This window comes from Pandoraea sp. NE5, from assembly GCF_024363545.1.
Taxonomy (GTDB): Bacteria; Pseudomonadota; Gammaproteobacteria; order Burkholderiales; family Burkholderiaceae; genus Pandoraea; species Pandoraea cepalis.
The window spans coordinates 4365240-4387914 of the sequence record NZ_AP025517.1 but is presented as its reverse complement, the minus strand read 5'-3'; the positions used below and the strand labels follow the sequence as shown (position 1 = coordinate 4387914).

At 64.5% G+C, this 22675-nt stretch carries 16 protein-coding genes; 13 read left to right on the top strand and 3 right to left on the bottom strand.

Going from position 1 to position 22675, the window contains the following annotated elements; genetic code table 11:
- The first annotated feature begins 41 nt into the window (after positions 1-41).
- From PanNE5_RS19835 to def, 5 genes are all read left to right on the top strand, one after another.
- The gene (locus tag PanNE5_RS19835) at positions 42-1028 is read left to right on the top strand and encodes a DMT family transporter (protein ID WP_261938690.1); all 987 of its coding nucleotides are present in this window, start codon (positions 42-44) and stop codon (positions 1026-1028) included.
- Between the two features lie 123 nt (positions 1029-1151).
- On the top strand, positions 1152-4667 hold the full coding sequence (smc, locus tag PanNE5_RS19830) for a chromosome segregation protein SMC (protein WP_261938689.1): 3516 nt from the start codon (positions 1152-1154) through the stop codon (positions 4665-4667).
- 39 nt (positions 4668-4706) lie between these two features.
- Positions 4707-6230, top strand: a complete 1524-nt coding sequence (locus PanNE5_RS19825; protein WP_261938688.1) for a cell division protein ZipA C-terminal FtsZ-binding domain-containing protein — start codon at positions 4707-4709, stop codon at positions 6228-6230.
- Positions 6231-6407: 177 nt separating this feature from the next.
- On the top strand, positions 6408-8501 hold the full coding sequence (gene ligA / locus PanNE5_RS19820; protein ID WP_261938687.1) for an NAD-dependent DNA ligase LigA: 2094 nt from the start codon (positions 6408-6410) through the stop codon (positions 8499-8501).
- 16 nt (positions 8502-8517) lie between these two features.
- Positions 8518-9051, top strand: coding sequence for a peptide deformylase (def, locus tag PanNE5_RS19815; protein ID WP_017231402.1), 534 nt, complete (start codon positions 8518-8520; stop codon positions 9049-9051).
- A 197-nt stretch (positions 9052-9248) separates the two neighbouring features.
- On the opposite strand, the gene PanNE5_RS19810 is transcribed toward def, so the two are convergent.
- The 3 genes from PanNE5_RS19810 to map form a co-directional block, all read right to left on the bottom strand.
- Positions 9249-11120, bottom strand: a complete 1872-nt coding sequence (locus tag PanNE5_RS19810; protein WP_261938686.1) for a pseudouridine synthase — start codon at positions 11118-11120, stop codon at positions 9249-9251.
- On the bottom strand, positions 11117-13681 hold the full coding sequence (locus PanNE5_RS19805; protein WP_017234142.1) for a [protein-PII] uridylyltransferase: 2565 nt from the start codon (positions 13679-13681) through the stop codon (positions 11117-11119). Before PanNE5_RS19805 ends, PanNE5_RS19810 begins: the two co-directional genes overlap by 4 nt.
- 76 nt (positions 13682-13757) lie before the next feature.
- Positions 13758-14585, bottom strand: a complete 828-nt coding sequence (gene map / locus PanNE5_RS19800) for a type I methionyl aminopeptidase (protein ID WP_254441028.1) — start codon at positions 14583-14585, stop codon at positions 13758-13760.
- A 520-nt stretch (positions 14586-15105) separates the two neighbouring features.
- Here map and rpsB point away from each other — a divergent pair.
- The 8 genes from rpsB (at position 15106) to rseP (ending at position 22645) form a co-directional block, all read left to right on the top strand.
- Complete coding sequence (gene rpsB / locus PanNE5_RS19795) at positions 15106-15858, top strand: 30S ribosomal protein S2 (protein ID WP_020372913.1); 753 nt, start codon at positions 15106-15108, stop codon at positions 15856-15858.
- Between the two features lie 155 nt (positions 15859-16013).
- Positions 16014-16895, top strand: a complete 882-nt coding sequence (tsf, locus tag PanNE5_RS19790) for a translation elongation factor Ts (RefSeq protein WP_026131985.1) — start codon at positions 16014-16016, stop codon at positions 16893-16895.
- Between the two features lie 97 nt (positions 16896-16992).
- Positions 16993-17706 (top strand): UMP kinase, encoded by a 714-nt coding sequence (gene pyrH / locus PanNE5_RS19785; protein WP_026131984.1) that lies wholly within the window; start codon positions 16993-16995, stop codon positions 17704-17706.
- 85 nt (positions 17707-17791) lie between these two features.
- A complete protein-coding gene (gene frr, locus PanNE5_RS19780; RefSeq protein ID WP_017234137.1) occupies positions 17792-18352 on the top strand; it encodes a ribosome recycling factor in 561 nt (186 codons plus the stop codon).
- Positions 18353-18416: 64 nt separating this feature from the next.
- The gene (gene uppS / locus PanNE5_RS19775) at positions 18417-19199 is read left to right on the top strand and encodes a polyprenyl diphosphate synthase (RefSeq protein WP_026131983.1); all 783 of its coding nucleotides are present in this window, start codon (positions 18417-18419) and stop codon (positions 19197-19199) included.
- Complete coding sequence (locus tag PanNE5_RS19770) at positions 19199-20008, top strand: phosphatidate cytidylyltransferase (protein WP_261938685.1); 810 nt, start codon at positions 19199-19201, stop codon at positions 20006-20008. The genes uppS and PanNE5_RS19770 overlap by 1 nt, the downstream gene beginning before the upstream one ends.
- Before the next feature lie 2 nt (positions 20009-20010).
- Positions 20011-21210: a 1-deoxy-D-xylulose-5-phosphate reductoisomerase gene (gene ispC / locus PanNE5_RS19765; protein WP_017234134.1), complete on the top strand. Its 1200-nt coding sequence runs from the start codon at positions 20011-20013 to the stop codon at positions 21208-21210.
- A gap of 43 nt (positions 21211-21253) precedes the next feature.
- A complete protein-coding gene (gene rseP / locus PanNE5_RS19760) occupies positions 21254-22645 on the top strand; it encodes an RIP metalloprotease RseP (RefSeq protein WP_261938684.1) in 1392 nt (463 codons plus the stop codon).
- Positions 22646-22675 lie beyond the last annotated feature (30 nt).

Sequence of the window (22675 nt, the reverse complement as noted above, 5' to 3'; positions counted from 1 at the left end):
CAAGCCCAGGGAATAACTCAGATTTTTCAGGAGTCAACAGCATGACCGTAGCCGGTAACGGCGCGCACAGCCCGGCGTCGACGGCGAACGCGTCGCGACGCGCTCGGGCGGCACCTGCCCTGGCCATTCTTATGGGGTCGTCGGTGTGGGGGCTGGCCTGGTTTCCCTATCGCATGCTAGCCCAGTGGGGCGTGGCGGCGGTCCCCGCCCAGATCGGCACCGCAAGCGTCGCGCTGCTGTTGCTCACGCTCGTATATCGCGGCTCGCTCGGCACGCTGCGGTGGTCGTGGCTGCTCGCGGGGGTGGCGTTCGCTGGCGGCGCGACCAACGTCGCGTTTGTCTGGGGCACGACGCACGGACATGTGATGCGTGTCCTGCTGCTGTTCTACCTGACGCCGGTCTGGACGGCGCTGTTCGCCCACTGGCTGCTGGGCGAGCGCGTCGGTGTGCGCGGCGTGGGGCTGATCGCGCTGGCGCTCGGTGGGGCGGGGCTGATGCTTTGGTCGCCCGCGCTGGGCTGGCCGCTGCCCAACAACCCCGGCGAATGGGCGGGCGCCATTGCCGGGGCGGCCTTTGCGCTCAACAATGTGCTGCTGCGGCGCGTCAGTCAGGCGATGCCTGACGTGCGTGCCGAAATGCGTAGTTGGACGCTGTATCTCGGCTGCGTGGTCGGCGGGTTGCTGGTGTTGCCGTTCGATGGCGGGGCCGACACGGGGCGCGCTGCTGTCTCGGCGCTCACGTCGGGTACGGCCGCCGCTGCCGTGGCGCTCGCCTTGGGCTGCGCGATTGCGCTGACCAACGTCGTGGTGCAGTTCGGGTTGGCCCAGGTGCCCGCCAATCAGGCGGCGCTCATCATGCTCTTCGAGATCGTGGTGGCGGCGATGTCGTCCTGGTGGCTGGCGAACGAAGGGCTGGGCGTGCGCGACATCGCGGGTGGACTGTGCATTGTGGCCGCCGGCGTGCTGTCAGGCATTTTGCCGGATTCCGGGCGTTGTAAATGCGCGACGGCGAGGGATGCGATGGTATGATGCGAACCGATGTCATATCGATGTCAGCGGCCAGTGCGCAGCAGTGCGCGCAAGGCCCGACAGGACCAGCTAAGCGCGTCTGCGTCTTTCCCATCATTCCATGACCGATAAAGCGAACCTGCCGTGCGTCTGACCTCCATCAAACTCGCCGGCTTCAAGTCCTTCGTCGATCCGACGAACTTCGCGGTGCCTGGCCAACTGGTCGGGATCGTTGGCCCCAACGGGTGCGGCAAATCCAACATCATCGACGCCGTGCGCTGGGTGCTCGGTGAGTCGCGCGCCTCGGAGCTGCGCGGCGAATCGATGCAGGACGTGATTTTCAACGGATCGACCGCCCGCAAGCAGGCGAGCCGCGCCAGCGTCGAACTCGTGTTCGACAACAGCGCCGGGCGCGCCGCCGGGCAGTGGAGCCAGTACGCCGACATCGCGGTCAAGCGCGTGCTCACGCGCGATGGCACCTCCAGCTACTACATCAACAACCTGCCGGCCCGCCGGCGGGACATCCAGGACATCTTCCTCGGTACTGGCCTCGGGCCGCGCGCCTACGCCATCATCGGACAGGGGATGATCTCGCGCATCATCGAGGCCAAGCCGGAAGAGTTGCGCGTGTTCCTCGAAGAAGCTGCGGGCGTCTCCAAGTACAAGGAGCGTCGTCGCGAGACCGAGAACCGCCTGCAGGACACGCGCGAGAACCTCACGCGCGTCGAAGACATTCTGCGCGAACTCGGCAGTAATCTCGAAAAGCTGGAATCGCAGGCCGTGGTGGCCAATCGGTACAAGGACTTGCATCGCGACGGCGAAGAAAAGCAGCAGTTGCTGTGGCTGCTGCGCAAGAACGAAGCCCAGAACGAACAAGAGCGTCAACAGCGCGCGATCGAATCGGCGCAGGTCGATCTCGAAGCGCAGATGGCGCGTCTGCGCGGCTCCGAATCGGATCTCGAAACGCTGCGCGCCGCTCATTACACGGCCACCGATGCCGTTCAGGCCGCGCAAAGCGCCATGTACGAGGCGAATTCGGAGGTCAGCCGGCTGGAAGCCGAGATCCGCTACGTCGTCGAGTCGCGCAACCGCGTGCAGGCGCAACTGGCGGCGCTCACCTCGCAGCGTGAGCAATGGCAGGCGCGCTCGGCGCAGTCGGAGGAGGCCCTGACGCTCGCGGAAGAAGAACTCATCATCGCCGAGGAGCGCGCGGCCACGGCGCAGGATCAGGCGGCCGATCAGAACGATGCGCTGCCAGCGCTGGAAGCCGGCTGGCGCGACGCGCAGACCCTGCTCAACGAGCAGCGCAGCGAGATTTCGCAGGTCGAGCAGAGTCTGAAACTCGAAGCGGCGCACCAGCGCAATGCCGATCAGGCATTGCAACAGTTGCAGCAGCGTCAGGAGCGTCTGCAAGGCGAGGCGCGCGGGCTCGACAAGCCCGACGAAGCCGAACTGGAGATGCAGCGCGCCGATCTTGCCGAACATCAGGCGATGCTCGAAGACGCGCAGGCCGAACTTGCCGATGCGCAGGAGCGGCTGCCGCGACTCGAAGCCGAGCGTGCCGAGGCGCAGGCGCGGGTGCAGTCCGAAGCCGCGTCCATTGCGCAGCTCGAAGCGCGTCTCACCGCACTCAAGCAACTTCAGGAGAGTGTGCAGACGGAGGGCAAGGTGCAGCCGTGGCTCGACAAGCACGAGTTGGCGCAATTGCCGCGTCTATGGAAGAAACTGCACATTGAGCCGGGCTGGGAAAACGCCCTTGAATCGGTGCTTCGCGAGCGTCTCGCCGCCCTGGAAATCAGCAATCTCGATTGGGTGAAGGCGTTTGCGAGCGATGCGCCGCCGGCCAAGCTGGCGTTCTATTCGCCGCCACCGGCCGCGCGTGCGCTCGACGCCCCGGCGTCGCTGCGCCCGCTGCTTTCGTTGCTGCGCATCGACGATCCTGGCCTTCGTGCCGTGCTGCAGGAATGGCTCGGTCACGTGTTCGTCGCCGACGATCTCGCGCAGGCGATGGTCGCCCGGGCGCAACTGCCGGAGGGCGCGTCGCTCGTCGTCAAGGCGGGGCACCAGGTCACGCGCGTGGGTGTGCAGCTTTATGCCGCCGACTCCGAGCAGGCTGGCTTGCTCGCGCGTCAGCAGGAAATCGAGAACCTGGGCAAGCAACTGCGCGCGCAGGTGTTGCTGTCGGACGAAGTCAAGGCTGCCGCCGTGCGGGCGGAGGCTGCCTACAGCCAGGCGGCGCAGTCACTCAGCGAGGTGCGCGGGCGTGCCGAGCGCGCCACCCAGCGTGTGCATGCGCTGCAGATGGACGTGCTCAAGCTCACGCAAGCCTATGAGCGCTTCAACGCCCGCAGCACGCAGATCGACGAAGAGCTGCGTGAAATCGCCGCGCAGATCGAGGAGCAACTGGCGCTGCGCGCCGAATCGGAGGCGAACTTCGAGCAGAGCGACGCGCGTCTGGCCGAATTGCAGGCGACGTTCGAAGACGGGCAGCTCGAATTCGAATCGCTCGACAGCCGGCTCTCGGATGCCCGCAACCGTGCGCGCGAGTTGGAGCGTCTGGCGCAGGAAGCGGCGTTCGGTCAAAAGGGGATTTCAAGCAAGATCGACGAGCACCGCCGCAGTATCCAGACGGCGCTCGAGCAGGCCGAACGTTTGGTGGTGTCGATCGAGCAGGCACGGGCCGAACTCACGCAGATCACCGAACAGACGGTCGAGAACGGTTTGCAGGACGCGCTTGAACTCCGCGCGCAGAAGGAAGAGATTCTCGGGGCCGCACGCATTGAACTCGAGGCGCTCACGCACAAGTTGCGTCAGAGCGACGAAGAGCGGCTGGCGGCGGAGCGCGGGCTGCAACCGCTGCGTGACCGGATTACGGAATTCCAGTTGAAGGAGCAGGCGGCACGCCTGAACCGCGAGCAGTTCGTCGAGCAACTGACGGCGGCCGAGGTCGACGAGGAGGCACTCGCCGTCAAGCTGACGCCCGATATGAAGCCGTCGTACCTGCAAGGCGAAGTCACCCGCATCAACAACGCGATTAACGCGTTGGGTCCGGTCAACATGGCCGCGCTGGAAGAGTTGGAGACGGCGCGTGAGCGCAAGGTCTTCCTCGACGCACAGTCGGCCGACCTGAACGACGCCATCGACACCCTCGAAGGCGCGATTCGCAAAATCGACGAAGAGACGCGGGTGATGCTCCAGGGCACATTCGACGAAGTGAACAAGCATTTCGGCGAACTGTTCCCGCTGCTGTTCGGCGGCGGACAAGCCAAGCTCATCATGACCGGCGACGAAATCCTCGACGCTGGCGTACAAGTCATGGCGCAACCGCCGGGCAAGAAGAACTCCACGATTCATCTGCTGTCGGGGGGAGAGAAGGCGCTCACGGCCATTGCACTGGTGTTCGGCATGTTCCAGCTCAATCCGGCACCGTTCTGTTTGCTCGACGAGGTGGACGCGCCGCTGGACGATGCCAACACCGAGCGCTACGCCAAGATGGTGGCGCGCATGTCGGACCGTACCCAATTCGTATTTATTTCGCATAACAAAATCGCGATGGAAATGGCCAATCAGCTCATCGGCGTCACCATGCAGGAACAAGGGGTGTCGCGGATCGTCGCGGTGGACATGGAGTCGGCGATCAATCTGGCCGAGATCGTCTGAGCCCGCGCCCACGATGGAGAAGAGAGAGGAACGCCGCGCATGAATGAACTGCAGCTCAGCTTGATTGGCGCAGGGGTAGTGGTACTGCTGGGAGTCGTGGCCTATAACGCCTGGCAGGGCAGCAAGGCACGCGCACGAATACCGCGTCGCATGCCGGTCGACGGTGCCGGCATCGATGCGACCGCCGGCGTGCCGGATGCCGACGACGACCGTCCGTTCATCGAACCGACGCTTTCTCCGCCGCGGGTGCCGGCACAGTCGAGCGAGCGCCGTGAGCCCACGCTGGGGCCAGCGGTGGCGGCCGGCAGTTCGGTGCAGGATGCTTTCGCGATCAACGAGGATGCCTGGGATGCGCCGCCGGCGTCGCGCAAGCGCGCCGCGCAGGACGCCGCCGCCCATGCCGCCCGCCCCGAGGAGCCCGTGACTGCCACGGCCTACACGGCGGTGGAGGCCGACGACGGCGTTCTCGACAGGCAAGCGCAGGCCCGCGACGCGCAGGAAGCGGCGGCCGCGAGCGCGGTCGCACGCTTTGACGCGGAACTGGCGGCCGATGACACCGTGGACGCTGCGGCGGCCGGTTCGGTAGCCACGGCGGCCGGGGCGCCCGAGCCCGAGCTCGCCAACGTCGACACCCACGAACCCGTTGCGAACGCCGAGGCAGTCGCGACGGCGGCTGCCACGCCCGAGGCAGCGGCTGCGACCGTGGTGCCCGTGGCGGCACCGCCGGCTGCGCCGAGCGGTCCGCCGCCGGTCATCGACGAGCGCATCGACTGCGTCGTTGCGCTGCCGTTGGCCAATGTGATCGCGGCGGAGCGTTTGATGCCGCTGACGGTACGCATGCGCCGCGCGGGCAGCAAACCCGTCAACATCGAGGGCCGTGCCGACGAGCATTCGCCGTGGGAGTTGATTCGCTCCGGCGGGCGCTACCACCAGTTGCGCATGGCTGTACAGTTGGCCAACCGCGCGGGCGCCCTGAATGAGGTCGAATTCTCCGAGTTTTCGAATCTCGTGCAGACCCTCGCCGATGCGGCTGACGCGTTGCCCGAATTGCCCGACATGGTGGAGACGGTCGCCCGCGGCCGCGAACTCGACAGCTTTGCCGCGCAATGCGATGCCCAACTGTCGGTGAACGTGCTTTCGGACGGCGCGCCGTGGTCGGCCAACTACGTGCAGGCGGTCGCCACGCAAGACGGGCTGCTGCTCTCACGCGACGGCATGCGGTTCGTCAAGCTCGATGCACGCCAGAATCCGGTGTTCATGCTGCAGTTCGGCGACACCAACTTCCTGCGTGACGACCTGACATACAAGGGCGGCGATCTGATCACGATGCTGCTCGATGTGCCGGTGGCCGACGAGGACCTGCTGCCGTTCCGTCTGATGTGCGATTACGCACGTTCGATCGGACAACGCATTGGGGGCCGCGTGGTGGACGATCAGCGTCGACCGCTCTCCGATGCTGCGCTGCAAAACGTCGACAAGCAATTGCTCAAGCTCTACGAACGCCTCGAGGCGCGTGGTTTGCCGGCGGGCTCGCCCGTCACGCGCCGCCTGTTCAGCCAGTAATTTCGAACCGAAGCGCGGCAGACGACGACCCGTCGGATGCCGTGTTCGACGCACGCCGTTCACCGTCGGGTGAGCGGCGTTTTTTGTTCCAATTGATGGATGAAAGCGATCGACAACGCGCAGTTGCGTACGTCGAAGGCATAATGTCCTGACTTCCCGTCTCCCGAGTCTGCTTGCATGTCCCAAACTTCTGTTCCGGGTCAGGGCGCGAACGCCCCTACCGCTACCGATGCATCGCCCGCCGCCCGCCGCGCGGCCGAGTTGCGTGCCGAGTTGGTGCGTCACAACCGCGCGTACTACGAAGAGGATGCGCCGCTGATTCCGGATGCCGAGTACGACCGCCTGTTTGCCGAACTGGTCGCGCTCGAGACGAATCATCCCGAATTGAAGCGTCCCGATTCGCCCACGCAACGTGTGGGTGGCAAGCCGGTGGAAGGGTTCGCGCAGGTCGTGCATCGCGTGCCGATGCTCTCGCTGAACAACGGCTTTGCCGACGAGGATGTTGAAGCGTTCGATCGTCGCGTGTCGGATGGACTGCGCGATGGTGGCGCACCCACCGGCGATCTGTTCGGCGCCCCCGTCGAATATGCGGCCGAGCTGAAGTTTGACGGGCTCGCGATCGCTTTACGCTATGAGCGCGGGGTGCTCGTGCAGGCAGCCACGCGTGGCGACGGCACGACGGGCGAGGAGGTCACCGCGAACATCCGCACGATCAAGACGATTCCGCTGCGCCTGAAGACCGATAACCCGCCCGAAGTGCTCGAGGTGCGGGGTGAAGTGCTGATGTTCCGGGCCGACTTCGACAAGCTCAATCGGGCGCAGGAAGCGGCGCACGAGAAGGTGTTCGTCAATCCGCGCAACGCGGCGGCGGGCAGTCTGCGACAGCTCGATTCGAGGATTACGGCGAAGCGCCCGTTGTCGTTCTTTGCTTACGGGGTGGGGGAGCTGGTGGGTGTCCCGATGCCGGAGACGCACTCGGCATTGCTCGACTGGTATGTCACGCTCGGAATTCCGGTCAACGGGCGGCGCGAAGTCGTGCGGGGCGCACAGGGGTTGCTGGCGTTCTACCGCGCGGTGGGAGAGGCGCGTGAGACGCTGCCTTACGACATCGATGGCGTCGTCTACAAGGTCAACCGTCGCGACGAGCAGGATCGGCTTGGATTTGTCTCACGCGCCCCGCGCTTCGCGCTGGCGCACAAGTTTCCGGCGCAGGAGGCGCTGACGACGTTGCTCGACATCGAAGTGCAGGTGGGGCGAACCGGGGCAATTACGCCGGTGGCGCGGCTCTCGCCCGTCTTTGTCGGCGGGGCGACCGTCACGAATGCTACGCTGCACAACGAAGACGAGATTCGCCGCAAGGACGTAATGATTGGCGATACGGTGATCGTGCGCCGGGCGGGCGATGTGATTCCGGAAGTCGTCGGATCGGTGCTCGAGCGTCGACCGGACGATGCAAGAGCGTTCGTCATGCCGACGGCGTGCCCGGTGTGCGGATCGGCCATCGAGAAACTGCCCGACGAGGTGATCGCGCGATGCACGGGCGGCTTGATTTGCGCGGCGCAGCGCAAGCAGGCGTTGCTGCACTTCGCCCAGCGTCGGGCGCTCGACATCGAGGGGCTTGGCGACAAGCTCGTGGAGCAGCTGGTTGACCAGCACATCATTCGCACGCCTGCGGATCTGTTCAAACTGGGCGTGGCGAAGCTTGCCGCGCTTGACCGGATGGCCGACAAGTCGGCGTCCAATCTCGTGGCGGCGCTGGAGACGGCCCGTCACACGACGCTGGCGCGGTTCATCTTCGCGTTGGGTATTCGCCATGTGGGCGAGGCGACGGCGAAGGATCTCGCGCGTCATTTTGGCAAGCTCGACAATGTGATGGCGGCGAGCACCGAGGAATTGCTGGCCGTGCCCGACGTCGGACCGATTGTGGCCCAATCCATCGCCAATTTCTTTGGCGAACCGCATAATGTCGAAGTGATTGAGCAACTGCGGGCGGCGGGCGTGACCTGGGTGGAATCTGAGCCGGCGGCTGCGGCACCGCTGCCGCTGGCCGGCAAGACCTTCGTGCTCACAGGCACGCTGCCGACGCTCTCGCGCGACGAGGCGAAAGCCATGCTGGAGGAGCGGGGAGCAAAGGTTGCCGGCTCGGTTTCTGCGAAAACCGACTACGTGGTCGCGGGCGCAGAAGCCGGCAGCAAGTTGGCGAAGGCCGAGGCACTGGGTGTGCCCGTGCTGGACGAAGACGCTATGCGGGCGATGTTGGCCGCGCTTTGATGGGAGGATCCAATCGATGATTCGCGACATCCTGAAGATGGGCGATCCGCGCCTGCTGCGCATCGCCAAACCCGTGGAACATTTCGACACGCCCGAGTTGCGGGAGCTGATCGCCGACATGTTCGACACCATGAAGCACGCAAACGGCGCGGGATTGGCGGCGCCGCAGATCGGCGTTGATCTGCAGGTGGTGATCTTCGGCTTCGAGCATAACGAGCGCTACCCGGACGCGCCCGAAGTGCCTGAAACCGTGCTCATCAATCCCGTCATCACGCCGCTCACGCAGGACATGGAAGAGGGCTGGGAAGGCTGCTTGTCGGTGCCGGGGCTGCGCGGCATGGTCAATCGTTATTCGATGCTGCGCTACGAGGGGGTCGACCAGTATGGCCGAGCGATCGACCGCGTGGCTGAGGGCTTTCACGCCCGGGTCGTTCAACACGAGTGCGACCACCTGATCGGCAAGCTCTACCCGATGCGCATTACCGACTTCAGCAAGTTTGGATTTACCGAGATTCTCTTTCCGGGACTGGATCCCAATAGCGACGACTGACGTGGGGACGAGGCCGCACCGCGTTAACCTGATACGCGGCAATTGGCTGATCTTGCCGAGCGTCTGGACCGGATCGCGGGCCAGTCCGATAATGCCCTCGCCTGAAAGACAAAACCCCATGCTCCGAAAAACATGGGGTTCGTCTGAACGCTGAGCCCGCCTCGATGGCGGGCTTTTTCATGGGCGATGTCGCCGACTCAGAAGCCTTCGCCGGCGCGCAGATAGCGCCACTCACCAACGGGCAGGTTGCCCAGCGTGATGCGTCCCATGCGAACGCGCTTGAGGCCGGTCACATGCAGGCCGACCAGTTCGCACATCCGGCGGATCTGGCGTTTCTTGCCTTCCTTGAGCACGAAGCGCAGTTGCTCCGGGTTCTGCCACTCGACCTGTGCGGGTTTGAGCGGTTGATCGTCGAGTTCCAGGCCGTGACGCAGCAGGGCCAGACGGTCTGTCGGGAAATGCGCCTGAACGTTCTCGACATGCTCGTTATACGAGACGCGCACGAGGTACTCCTTCTCGATATCCGAATCTTCCCCGATCAGTTGCTTGGCAATGCGACCGTCTTGCGTCAGAACGAGCAGGCCGGTCGAGTCGATGTCGAGGCGTCCGGCGGGCGCGAGACTGCGTAGATGCGACGGCGAGAAGCGCACGCCGGCATCGTCCTCGGCCCAGTGATGCTCGCGCGTGACCAGCACGACAGCGGGCTCGTAGCCGTCTTCTGCCTGTGCGGAGACGTAGCCCACGGGCTTGTGCAGCAGAATCGTCATGCGGTTGGCCTGCTCCTTGTGCGCAGCCTGCACGACGGTGATGTCCTGGGTCGGCAGGATCTTCGTGCCGAGTTCGGTCACGACCTTGCCGTCGACGCGAACCCAGCCCTTGGCGATCCACTCGTCGGCTTCGCGACGCGAACACAGGCCGAGCTCAGACATGCGCTTGGACAGGCGCAGCGACCCAGCGGCGTCGTGATGGACCTTGATGTCGTCATCGGCATCGCGCGCGACGCGCGCGGGGCGTGCCGGCCGTGCAGTCCGCGCGTCACGATCGTCGCGGGCGAAGCGGCCGCCGGGCGCGCCTTCGCCACGGGAACCGCCTTCGGTAGCACGACGCGGGCGGTCTTCGTCAAAACGGCGGGGGGCACGGTCGTCGGGTCCCCGTTTGGCCGGACGGGCGAAATCGCCACGGGCGCCACCTTCGGCGGCACGACGCGGGCGGTCTTCGTCAAAACGGCGGGGGGCACGGTCGTCGGGTCCCCGTTTGGCCGGACGGGCGAAATCGCCACGGGCGCCACCTTCGGTAGCACGACGCGGGCGGTCTTCGTCAAAACGGCGGGGGGCACGGTCGTCGGGTCCCCGTTTGGCCGGACGGGCGAAATCGCCACGGGCGCCACCTTCGGCGGCACGACGCGGACGATCTTCGTCAAAACGGCGCGGGGCGCGGTCGTCGGGTCCCCGTTTGGCCGGGCGGGCGAAATCGCCACGGGCGCCACCTTCGGCGGCACGACGCGGACGATCTTCGTCAAAACGGCGCGGGGCGCGGTCGTCGGGTCCCCGTTTGGCCGGGCGGGCGAAATCGCCACGGGCGCCACCTTCGGCGGCACGACGCGGACGATCTTCGTCAAAACGGCGCGGGGCGCGGTCGTCGGGTCCCCGTTTGGCCGGGCGGGCGAAATCGCCACGGGCGCCACCTTCGGCAGCGCGACGTGGACGCGATTCGTCGTCAAGTCGTGCCGGACGCGCGCCAGCAACGCGCTCGCGTTGGCCACGTGCGGGCGGACGTTCGCCCGTCGAACGCTTTTCGTACGGCGTTGTGCTGCCGGCCGCAGGTTTGCGTGGCGCGGCGGCACTTCCGGCCGGGCGACGTGTACCCGCCGGCGCAGCCGCATTGTCCACCGGACGCGGTCGTGCCGGTTTCGCGGCCGGCTTCTTCTTTGCGCCGCTCGCGTCGAGCATCGACGCGGGCACGGCTTTGGTCGGACGGCTCAGCGCGCCGGACGAACGCACCGGAGCGCGAGTCTTGTCGAGAGTGCGGGGATGTTTGGCGCTCAGTTTGGTGCGCGGGGTATCGCTCATGATTCCAATGCTTCGAGTAATTCGGTCTCGACGGCGATTTGCAGACGACTGTCCTGCAAACGGCTGCCATCGAGCAGGAACGTGTCTTCGACACGCTCGCCGAGGGTGTTGATGCGGGCGGTACGCACGCTTACGCCGTGACGCGCAAGCACGCGAGCGACCGCGTACAGCAGACCGGTGCGGTCGTTGGCCGACACCGATAGCAAGTAGTACTGACCGCGATCGTCGGGTCGCAAATCGACGCGCGGCGTGACCGGGAAACTGCGCGAGCGTCGCGGCAGCCGGCCTTTGCTGGGCTCTGCCAGCGGCTCGACACGCGTGAGCAGCGACACCAGTTCGCTCTCCACCAGATTGATGATGTCGCGATAGCTCGTGTCCAGACCCGGGTCGGTCAGCAGAAAGCTGTCCAGGGCAAAGCCGTGACTGGTCGTATGTACCTTGGCGTCGAGAATCGATAGCCCTTTGCGCTCGAAATAGCCGCAAATGCGCGCGAACAGATCGAGCTGGTCGCGCACGTAGACCATCACCTGCAGACCTTCGCCGATCGGTGAGGGACGTGCCTTGACAATGGGGGTCGCGCTGCCCACGTGCCGCCAAAGATGGCGCGTCTGCCATGCGACGTCGGCCGGATCGTTGCGCAGGAAGTAGGCGACGTCCAGCGTGCTCCAGAGCGCCTCCTGCGCGCGCTCCGGCACGGTGTAAAGGCGCAGCAGCCCGAGGGCCTCTTCCTTGCGCGTTTTGAGCTGTGAACGCGGATCCGGATTGGCGCCGCCCAGCACCTGCAACGTCAGCCGGTACAGGTCTTCCAGCAGCTTGCCCTTCCAGGCGTTCCATACCTTCGGGCTGGTGCCGCGAATATCGGCGACCGTCAGTAGATACAGTGCCGTCAGGCGCCGCTCATTCCCCACTTTCGCCGCAAAGCGGCGGATGACCTCGGGGTCGGTGGTGTCCTGCTTCTGCGCCACCGTGCTCATCGTCAGATGCTCACCCACCAGCCAGACGATCAGATCCGTGTCCTCCTCGTCGATGCCGTGACGGGTGCAGAAACGTCGGGCATCGGCCATGCCGAGCGTGGAGTGATCGCCGCCGCGACCCTTCGCAATGTCGTGAAACAAGGCCGCGACCGTCAGCGCCCAAGGTCGGTCGAAGTTCGCGATCAACTGGCTGCAGAACGGGTACTCGTGCGCGTGCTCCGCCACGGCGAAACGGCGGATGTTGCGCACGACCATCAGGATGTGCTGGTCGACGGTGTAGACGTGGTACAGGTCGTGCTGCATCTGGCCGACCACGCGACGAAAGTTGATCAGATAGCGGCCGAGCACGCTCGTCTGGTTCATCAGGCGCAAGGCGTGGGTAATGCCCTGTGGCTGCTGGAGAATGCCGAGAAACGTGCTGCGATTCTCGGGGTCGGCGCGCCACTGCGCGTTCATCAGTTCGCGAGCGTTGTACAGCGCCCGCAGCGTGCGCGCCGAGAGCCCCTTCACACCGACGACCTGTTCGTAAAGCAGGAACGTCTCGAGGATCGCGTTCGGGTGACGCTGGTACAACTCGTCGTCCACGATTTCGATCATCCCTTGCTTCTCGACGAAACGCTCGTTGATCACCCGCGTGACCCCGCTGGTTTGCGGGAACAGGCGCGCTTCGACGTTGAGCAGCAGCACCGTATTGAGTTGCGAGACGGCTTTGGCGGCCCAGTAGTAGCGCCGCATGAGCTGCTCGCTGGCCCGCTTGGTGGGGGTGGCGTCGAAGCCGAGACTTTGCGCGAGCGACGTTTGCATGTCGAATACGAGCACGTCCTGACGCCGTCGCGCCAATAAGTGCAGCCGTGCGCGCAGGCCCTTGAGGAATTGCTCGTTGCGTCGCAGCTCCTTGAGCTCGCGATCGGTCAGCAGTTCCCGCGCGAACAGTTCCGCCCAGCTGTTGCCGAGGCCGGCGGCCTTCGTCATCCAGAGAATGACCTGCAGGTCGCGCAGTCCGCCGGGGCTTTCCTTGCAGTTGGGTTCAAGGCTGTACGGGGTGTCCTGATACTTGGCGTGACGCTGGCGGATCTCCAGCTGTTTGCTGCGGAAAAACGCTCGCGGATCGAGATCGGCGGAGAAGCGCCGCTCGAAGTCGTCGAAGAGCGCCGCATTGCCGGTGAGCAGGCGGGCTTCGAGCAGGCTGGTTTGTACCGTGACGTCGGCATGGGCTTCGGTGATGCACTCGTCGACCGTGCGGACCGACGATCCGATCTCGAGCCCGATATCCCACAGGAAGCCGATAAACGGCTCCACGTGCGAGGTGAGCACCTGCGCGTCGGCGTCCGCGTGGAGCAGGAGAATGTCGACGTCCGAGTGCGGGTACAGTTCGCCGCGCCCGTAGCCGCCCACGGCGACGAGCGCGAAACCATCGGGCATTTCGCACTCGTCCCACGCGTCGCGCATGGCTTGATCGACCGCCTGGCATAAGCCATGCAGAAGCACGTCGATCTTGCCATGTGTGGAAAAGCGGTCGACGAGTTCGGCCTTGCGGTCCTTGAGGGCCTGACGTAGCGGAGACGGGGCGTGCGCACGCGCGTGCATGGCGGCTTCCTGGTGGTGAAAGTAACGAGTCAGGCCGGGCGGCCGCCGCGGTGACAGGCGGCCGGACTTCAGTGGCTCAGGTAGCGGTGGCGAACGATGTCACGTACGACGAACCGGGCGGCGGCGGTGGCGTCAGGGCGGAGTGCGTGAGCACCTCGTGGCCCGTTGGCGTCACGAGCACCGTGTGCTCCCATTGCGCCGACAGACTGCGATCGCGCGTCTTGACCGTCCATTGATCGGGCATCGTCCGAATCTCGCGCTTGCCCGCGTTGATCATCGGCTCGATGGTAAAGATCATGCCCGCCTGCAACTCGAGGCCGGTGCCCTGGCGACCGTAATGCACGATCTGCGGGTCCTCGTGGAATACCTGGCCGATGCCGTGGCCACAGTATTCGCGTACCACGCTATATCCCTGGGCTTCGGCATGCGTCTGGATGGCGTGGCCAATATCGCCCAGATGCGCGCCCGGGCGCACCTGGTTGATGCCGAGCCACATGCATTCATACGTCACCTGCGCCAAACGCTTCGCCAGGATCGAACCTTCGCCGACGATGAACATGCGGCTGGTATCGCCGAAGTAGCCATCCTTGATGACGGTGATGTCGATGTTCAGGGCGTCGCCATTCTTGAGCGTTTTGTCGCCGGGAATGCCGTGGCAGATCACGTCGTTGACCGAGATGCAGGTGGCCTTGGGGTAGGGCGGATAACCGGGCGGTTGATAGTTCAGCGGTGCCGGCACGGTGCCCTGCTCCTTGAGCATGTATTCGTGGCAAAGCCGGTCGAGCTCCCCGGTCGTGACACCGGCGCGCACATGCGGCGTAATGAAATCGAGCACCTCGCTGGCCAGTCGGCAGGCGACGCGCATCATTTCAATATCGTGGGCATTCTTGAGGGTGATGGCCATTGCTGAATCGGAGAGATTGCGTAAACAGTGCCGCATTATCGCACCAACGGACGGTTTTCGCCCCGTCCGGCTTGGATTTCGGAGCGTTCCGACGAGGAATTTCCAAGGTTCCTGGCGCAGCGCTCGGCCGCGCGGTGAACCGGCCGGAGCACCGCGCAGATCGGGCGTTTCCGACTTGTCATCACAAGTTCACGCGTCGCTTGAGTGCAGGTGGGCTCCGATGCTATAATCTCGGGCTAAGTCGAGGACGAATTGCTAATAAACCCAAGGGTTTTCCCTTGTGTTTCAACGGTCTTCGCCGGGTTTTCAGGGGTGTTTTTGCCCCAGTGTGGTGCCGATCGGTGCCGCATCCGGCGGATTGCGGGGTGGCATTGTCGATCGTCGGCTTGGAAATTTTGAAATCGCGGGCCGGCGCACCCAGGGTGCCCGATCTTCGCAGACGGGTCATGCAAAGCTGTGTGGCAGTCTGGCGAAACGGGTACGGCAGCCGGTCTAAGACCTAACCCTCACGGAGAATCACATGTCTGTCACTATGCGTCAGATGCTGGAAGCGGGCGTCCACTTTGGTCACCAAACCCGTTTCTGGAACCCCAAGATGGCCCCCTATATCTTCGGCCATCGCAACAAGATTCACATCATCAACCTGGAAAAGACGTTGCCGATGTACCAGGACGCACTGAAGTACGTGCGTCAACTGGCAGCAAATCGCGGCACGATCCTGTTCGTGGGTACGAAGCGTCAGGCGCGTGACATCGTGGCGGAAGCCGCCGGTCGCGCCGGCATGCCCTACGTCAACAACCGTTGGCTGGGCGGCATGCTGACGAACTTCAAGACGCTGAAGTCGTCGATCAAGAAGCTCAAGGACATGGAGCAGGCCCTGGAAGCCGGCGAGCAAGAGCGCATGAGCAAGAAGGAAGCGCTGCTGTTCGATCGCGAAATGGCCAAGCTGCAGAAGTCGATCGGTGGCGTGAAGGATATGGGCGGCATGCCCGACGCCATTTTCGTCGTCGACGTCGGCTACCACAAGATCGCCATCACGGAAGCCAACAAGCTGGGCATTCCGGTGATCGCCGTGGTCGACACGAACCACTCGCCGGAAGGTGTGGATTACATCATCCCGGGTAACGACGACTCGAGCAAGGCTGTCGAGCTGTACGTGCAAGGCGTTGCCGACGCTGTCCTCGAAGGCCGTGCAAACGCCGTCAAGGAAGTCGTGGAAGCCGTTCGCGGCGATGGTAACGACGAGTTCGTCGAAGTGAACGAAGAGGCGTAAGCGGCCGCCGCTGCGTAACAAAAGGGGCTGCTGGTGGCGCCCCTTTTTTTTAGTCCGATTTTCCCGCGTCGGGTGCGCGGGGCGCCACGGGGCGGGCAGCGAGGCCGTCCGGACGCCATCCACTCCCGACTGATTCGATATACAGGAGTAACGATATGCCGGCAATTACTGCAGCAATGGTGGGCGAACTGCGCGCCAAGACCGATGCGCCGATGATGGAATGCAAGAAGGCGCTGACCGAAGCCGATGGCGACATGGTCCGTGCTGAAGAAATCCTGCGTGTCAAGCTGGGCAGCAAGGCCAGCAAGGCCGCCAGCCGTATCACCGCCGAAGGCGTGATCGCTGCCTACATCGACGGCGGCAAGGGTGCCGTGGTCGAAATCAACTGCGAAACCGACTTCGTCTCGAAGAACGACGACTTCCTGAAGTTTGCGAACGACGTGGCCAAGCTGGTCGCCGAGCACAACCCGGCCGACGTGGCGGCACTGTCGGCGCTGCCGCTCGACGGCAAGACCGTTGAGCAAGTGCGCGCGGACCTGATCGGCAAGATCGGCGAAAACATGACCATTCGTCGCTTCCAGCGCTATGACACGGCGGGCAAGCTGGCGGCTTACCTGCACGGCACGCGTATCGGTGTGGTCGTCGAGTATGACGGCGCTGACGCCGAAGTCGGCAAGAACGTCGCCATGCACATCGCCGCAATGAAGCCGGTGGCCGTGTCGGGCGATCAGGTCTCGCCGGAACTGATCGAGAAGGAACGCAAGGTCGCTGCCGAGAAGGCTGCCGAGTCGGGCAAGCCGGCCGAGATCGTGGCCAAGATGGTGGAAGGCAGCGTGCAGAAGTTTCTCAAGGAAGTCTCGCTGTTCAACCAGGCTTACGTGAAGGACGACAAGTCGAGCGTCGAGCAGATGCTCAAGGCCAACAACACCACGGTGAAGGCTTTCACCATGTTCGTGGTCGGCGAAGGCATCGAGAAGAAGCAGGACGACTTCGCGGCAGAAGTGGCGGCGCAAGTGGCTGCGGCCAAGCAGTCGTAATTCGCGCAGTACCGCAGTATCCGGGGGCGGCGGTGCCGTCCCCGTTGTTTCATCCAGAATACCCAACAGTGCCCGACCAGACTTCTTAAGGACCGCCATGTCTACTCCTTACAAACGCGTACTTCTCAAGCTCTCTGGTGAAGCCCTCATGGGTGACGATGCGTTCGGCATCAACCGCGCGACCATCGAACGGATGGTTGACGACATTGCCGAGGTCGTTCGCCTGGGCACGCAACTGGCCGTCGTGATCGGCGGCGGTAATATTTTCCGGGGCGTGGCAGGCGGTGCCGCGGGTATGGACCGTGCAACGGCCGACTACATGGGCATGCTGGCCACGATGATGAATGCCCTGGCGCTGCAGGATGCCATGCGCCATGCGGGTATCGAAGCGCGTGTGCAGTCCGCGCTGCGCATGGATCAGGTGGTCGAGCCCTACATCCGCCCGCGTGCGATCCGTCAGCTCGAAGAGGGCAAAGTCGTGATTTTCGCCGCGGGCACCGGCAACCCGTTCTTTACGACCGACACGGCAGCGGCGCTGCGCGGTTCGGAAGTCGGCGCCGAAGTGGTCCTCAAGGCGACCAAGGTCGACGGCGTATACTCCGCAGACCCCAAGAAAGATCCCAACGCGGTAAAGTATTCGACCATCAGCTTCGACGAGGCGATCTCCAAGCACCTGCAGGTCATGGACGCGACGGCTTTCGCGCTGTGCCGCGACCAGAAGATGCCGGTGCGAGTCTTCTCGATTGTGAAGCCGGGCGCGCTCAAGCACGTCATTCTCGGCGAAGACGAGGGAACGCTCGTCCACGTTTGAGTTCAAATTGCGGCGTCGGCGTGCATGGGCGCGCCGACGCCGTATTATTTACGTTTGCGTAACAATTCAAGGTTTGGAGGTTGTCATGAGCGTTGCTGACGTCAAGAAAAGTGTCGAGCAAAAGATGAAAAGCTCGATCGAGTCGTTCAAGAACAACCTGGCGAAGATTCGTACCGGTCGTGCGCACGTCGGCCTGCTCGATCACGTTCAGGTGGACTACTACGGCTCGATGGTGCCCATCTCCCAGGTCGCCAACGTGAACCTCGTGGATAGCCGTACGATCGGCGTGCAGCCGTGGGAAAAGAAGATGGTTGGCGTGGTCGAGAAGGCCATCCGCGAATCGGATCTGGGTCTGAACCCGGCCACGCAAGGCGATCTGATTCGTGTGCCGATGCCGATGCCGACCGAAGAGCGCCGTCGCGAGCTGACCAAGCTGGTCAAGTCGGAAGGCGAAGCCGCCAAGGTCGCCGTGCGTAACCTGCGCCGCGATGCCAACGAGCAGCTCAAGAAGCTGGTCAAGGACAAGGAAGCGTCGGAAGACGACGAGCGCCGTGGCAGCGACGAAGTGCAGAAGCTCACGGACAAGTTTGTCGCCGAGATCGACGAACTGGTCAAGCAGAAGGATGCCGAGATCATGACGGTCTGAGTGCCCCGGCACTCACCGCAAGACCTCCGCTGACTTTCGCGCTCGACTCCCGCACCGTACCTCAATGGGTTTTCTCAGCTCTACGCGCTCCGTTCCCAAGACAGAGAGCATTCCTCGCCACGTTGCTATCGTCATGGATGGCAATGGGCGTTGGGCTACCCGTCGCAAGTTGCCTCGCGTGGCGGGCCACAAGCGTGGCGTCGATGCCGTGCGAGAGGCAGTGACGGCCTGCGCCGAAATCGGCGTCGAGTATCTGACGCTGTTCGCGTTCAGTTCCGAGAACTGGCGCCGTCCGCAGGACGAGGTGTCGACGCTGATGCAGCTTTTCATTCTCGCGCTCGAGCGTGAAGTCGGGAAGCTGCACAGCAACGGTATTCGCCTTCGCGTCATTGGCGCGCTCGACGCGTTCGAGCCGCGCATTCAGGAACTGGTCAGGCGTGCGGAAGCCCGCACACAGGACAACACGGGCCTCACGCTGACCATTGCCGCCAACTATGGCGGCCGATGGGACATTTTGCAGGCGGCCCAGAAGCTCGCCGCCGCGCGTGTGGCGGCCGGTGGTGCCGCGGCGCTCGACGCGCCGTTCACCGAGGACGATCTCGCGCCTTACCTGAGCATGGCCTACGCGCCGGAGCCGGATCTCTTCATTCGCACCGGTGGCGATCAACGCATCAGTAATTTTCTGTTGTGGCAACTGGCGTACACTGAGTTGTATTTCACCGAAGAATTCTGGCCGGACTTCAACGCCAATACCCTCAAACGGGCCGTCGCCGAGTTTCAGCAGCGCGAGCGCCGTTTCGGCCGTACCAGCGCGCAAGTCCAGAGCCCTCCGGGACATTCCGCCTGATGCTCAAGACACGCGTCATTACCGCTGTCGTACTTCTCGCCATTCTTTTGCCTGTGATCTTCGTCGGTACGCCGGCGCAGTTCGCATTACTTGCCGCCGTGATCGTGGCCGCCGCCGGCTGGGAATGGGGGCGGCTCGTCGGTCTGAATGACACGGGCGCCGTCTTCTATGGGGCGCTCGCCCTCCTGGGGGTGGGCCTGACATGGGCAGGCGGCTGGATGCTCTCGTCAATCTGGCTCAAGCCCGCGGCCATCTTTTGGGTGCTCGCGGGACCCTACACGCTCGCCCGCAAGCCGGCGACGCGAGGGGCATGGCGCGGTTTGTTGCTGGTCGCCGGCCCGGTGTTGCTGATCGCGGCATGGCAGGCGCTGTGTCTGGCGCGTGATCGCGGCGTGGCATTCCTGCTCTCGGTGCTCGTGATCGTCTGGCTTGCCGACACGGGCGCGTATTTCGCCGGCCGTGCGTTTGGCCGTCGCAAGCTCGCGCCGTCGATCAGTCCCGGCAAGTCCTGGGAAGGGGCGATCGGCGGGTGGCTGCTGGTGCTCGTGGTCGCTGCCGGGGTTCTCGCGAGCGGCTTGCAGGCGCCAACCCTCGTTTCTCATTTCGCCGGCACGCAAGGTCTGGCACTGGGCGCATTGGCGCTGACGGTGCTGGTGGCTTTCTCCGTCGTGGGCGATCTGTTCGAATCTCAACTCAAACGGCAGGCCGGCGTGAAGGATTCCAGCGCGCTGCTTCCCGGCCACGGGGGCGTGCTCGATCGAATCGACGCGTTGCTCCCGGTGCTCCCGCTGGCTTTGCTCCTCGTCTGATCATGTCGCAACGACTCTCCATTCTTGGCTCCACCGGTTCCATTGGCGTTAGCACGCTCGATGTGGTGGGGCGTCATCCCGGCCGCTTCTCCGTCTACGCGTTGTCGGCGCACCGTAACCTGGATCGCCTGTTCGAGCAGTGCGTCACGCATCGCCCAGCAGTGGCGGTGGTGGCCGACGCCGATGGTGCCCGCTCGCTGGCGGCGCGTCTGGCTGACGCCGGTCTGAAGATCGACGTGACCTACGGTCCGCAGGCGCTGGTCGAGATCGCGCAAGCGGCCGAGGCCACGATGGTCGTTGCGGCGATCGTCGGTGCCGCGGGGCTGCAGTCGACACTCGCCGCCGCGCGCGCCGGCAAGCGCATTCTGCTGGCGAACAAGGAGTCGCTGGTGCTCTCCGGTGCCCTGTTCATGGCGACGGCCGAACGCGCCGGGGCGACGTTGTTGCCGCTCGACAGCGAGCACAACGCCATCTTCCAATGCCTGCCGCAAGTGGCCGGCGAGACCCGCGTGTCGACGCGCGGCGTTGAAAAACTGGTGTTGACCGCGTCGGGCGGGCCATTCCGCGAGCGCGAGCTGGCGTCGCTCGAGAACGTGACGCCGGACGAGGCGTGCGCGCACCCGAACTGGGTGATGGGCCGCAAGATTTCGGTCGACTCCGCCAGCATGATGAACAAGGGCCTCGAAGTCATCGAGGCGCATTGGCTGTTCAATATGCCGCCCGAGAAGATCGAGGTGTTGATCCATCCGCAGAGCGTGATTCACTCGATGGTGACGTACACGGACGGCTCGACGCTCGCGCAACTCGGCAACCCGGACATGCGCACGCCCATCGCCCACGCGCTGGCGTTCCCGGATCGGGTGACGTCGGGCGTGGCGAGCCTCAATCTTGCCGACATCGGCAAGCTGACTTTCGAAGCGCCGGATTTGCGCCGTTTTCCGTGCCTGCGTCTGGCATTCGACGCGCTGCATCGCGGCGGTACGGCGGGCGCGCTGCTCAATGCGGCCAACGAGATCGCCGTGGCCGCCTTCCTTGAAGGCCGCATTCGCTTTACGGCCATCGGCCAGGTGGTCGAGCAGGTGCTCGACGCGGTTGCCGTCGGTGAGGCGACGTCGCTCGACGTCGTGCTCGACGCCGATCGCCGCGCGCGCGAACTGGCGACGGCCATCGTCGCCAAACTGCCGGCCCGGGCGTCGTCCTGACGCCTGACCCTATGTCGTAACGCCTTCGCGCCCCCATTCGCTCATGACTCTGTTGACCACGTTGCTTGCGTTTGCCGTCGCCATTGGCGTGCTGGTGGTATTCCATGAGTTGGGGCACTACTCGGTCGCGCGGCTGTGCGGCGTCAAGGTTCTGCGTTTTTCGGTCGGGTTCGGCACGCCGCTGCTCAAGTGGACGATGGGGCGCGATCGTACGGAGTGGACGGTTTGCGCGCTGCCGCTGGGCGGGTACGTCCGAATGCTCGACGAGCGCGATGAAACCCAGGTCGTCGCCCCGGAGGATCGCGCGCGGGCCTTCAACCGCCAATCGGTCTATAAGCGATTTGCCATTGTGGCGGCCGGTCCGGGCGCGAACTTCCTTCTGGCGATCGCCCTGTATGCGGGCCTGAATCTCGCGGGCGTGACCGAACCCGTCGCGCGCATTGCTCCGCCGGCGGCCGGTACGCTGGCCGCTCGCGCGGGGCTGTCCGGTGGCGAGTTGATTACCGGCGTTCGCGAGAACGGGAAGAGTCCTGACGAAGCCGTCGGAGACGAGATGCCCGTTCGGTCCTGGGAAGACCTTCGCTGGCGCCTGGTCGATCCGATGATCGAAGGGCAGCGCGTGACGCTCGTGGCGCGTACCCGCGACGGGCGCGCTGAATACATGCTGGACGCGGCGGGTCAGCACTTCGACGCCGATGGCGAGCAGGACTTCATGCAGCGCCTCGGTCTGACGCCGTCGGCGCGGGTCAAGGTGGGCCAGCTCCTGCCGGGTGGTGCGGCAGGGCCCGCTGGACTACGTGTCGGCGACGAAATCACGGCCGTCGACGGCAGTCCCATCGCGTCGGCCAAGGCGCTGGTGGACGCCGTACGTGCTCACCCGGGCAAGCCAATGACGCTCACCGTGCGACGCGACGGTGCGTTGCACAACGTGACCCTGACGCCAAGCGCGGAAGTCGATCCGGCCGAGGCGGGCGGTGCGCGCGTGGGCAAGATCGGCGCGGCGCTGGCGTCCCAGGTCGATACGGTGACGGTCCGGTATGGGCTGATCGAGGCCATCGGCAGGGGGGCGCAGCGCACCTGGGATGTCACTTCGTTCAGCGTACGAATGTTCGGGAAGATGATCACCGGGCAGGCATCGCTCAAGAATCTGAGTGGGCCGGTGACGATTGCGGACTATGCGGGGCGTTCGGCCCGACTCGGCCTGGATTATTTCGTCGCCTTTCTCGCGCTTGTCAGCATTAGCCTTGGCGTATTGAATCTGTTGCCGATTCCGGTTCTGGACGGTGGCTATCTGTTATATTATGCGGTCGAAGCGATTACCGGTCGGGCAGTCTCCGAGCGGTGGCAGGGCGCACTGCAACGAGTGGGCATCGTTTGCATCCTCGCGCTGTCTGCCGTAGCCCTATTCAATGACCTGTCGAAATTGTTGCACTAGACGGCGTCACGCGCCTGCCGTCGCAGGCAA

What these genes read in the sequence shown, in the direction of transcription:
- PanNE5_RS19835 (WP_261938690.1), top strand. Translation starts at nt 42, where the DNA reads ATGACCGTAGCCGGTAACGGCGCGCACAGCCCGGCGTCGACGGCGAAC.
- PanNE5_RS19825 (WP_261938688.1), top strand. Translation starts at nt 4,707, where the DNA reads ATGAATGAACTGCAGCTCAGCTTGATTGGCGCAGGGGTAGTGGTACTG.
- ligA (WP_261938687.1), top strand. Translation starts at nt 6,408, where the DNA reads ATGTCCCAAACTTCTGTTCCGGGTCAGGGCGCGAACGCCCCTACCGCT.
- def (WP_017231402.1), top strand. Translation starts at nt 8,518, where the DNA reads ATGATTCGCGACATCCTGAAGATGGGCGATCCGCGCCTGCTGCGCATC.
- PanNE5_RS19810 (WP_261938686.1), bottom strand. Translation starts at nt 11,120, where the DNA reads ATGAGCGATACCCCGCGCACCAAACTGAGCGCCAAACATCCCCGCACT.
- PanNE5_RS19805 (WP_017234142.1), bottom strand. Translation starts at nt 13,681, where the DNA reads ATGCACGCGCGTGCGCACGCCCCGTCTCCGCTACGTCAGGCCCTCAAG.
- map (WP_254441028.1), bottom strand. Translation starts at nt 14,585, where the DNA reads ATGGCCATCACCCTCAAGAATGCCCACGATATTGAAATGATGCGCGTC.
- rpsB (WP_020372913.1), top strand. Translation starts at nt 15,106, where the DNA reads ATGTCTGTCACTATGCGTCAGATGCTGGAAGCGGGCGTCCACTTTGGT.
- tsf (WP_026131985.1), top strand. Translation starts at nt 16,014, where the DNA reads ATGCCGGCAATTACTGCAGCAATGGTGGGCGAACTGCGCGCCAAGACC.
- pyrH (WP_026131984.1), top strand. Translation starts at nt 16,993, where the DNA reads ATGTCTACTCCTTACAAACGCGTACTTCTCAAGCTCTCTGGTGAAGCC.
- frr (WP_017234137.1), top strand. Translation starts at nt 17,792, where the DNA reads ATGAGCGTTGCTGACGTCAAGAAAAGTGTCGAGCAAAAGATGAAAAGC.
- uppS (WP_026131983.1), top strand. Translation starts at nt 18,417, where the DNA reads ATGGGTTTTCTCAGCTCTACGCGCTCCGTTCCCAAGACAGAGAGCATT.
- PanNE5_RS19770 (WP_261938685.1), top strand. Translation starts at nt 19,199, where the DNA reads ATGCTCAAGACACGCGTCATTACCGCTGTCGTACTTCTCGCCATTCTT.
- ispC (WP_017234134.1), top strand. Translation starts at nt 20,011, where the DNA reads ATGTCGCAACGACTCTCCATTCTTGGCTCCACCGGTTCCATTGGCGTT.
- rseP (WP_261938684.1), top strand. Translation starts at nt 21,254, where the DNA reads ATGACTCTGTTGACCACGTTGCTTGCGTTTGCCGTCGCCATTGGCGTG.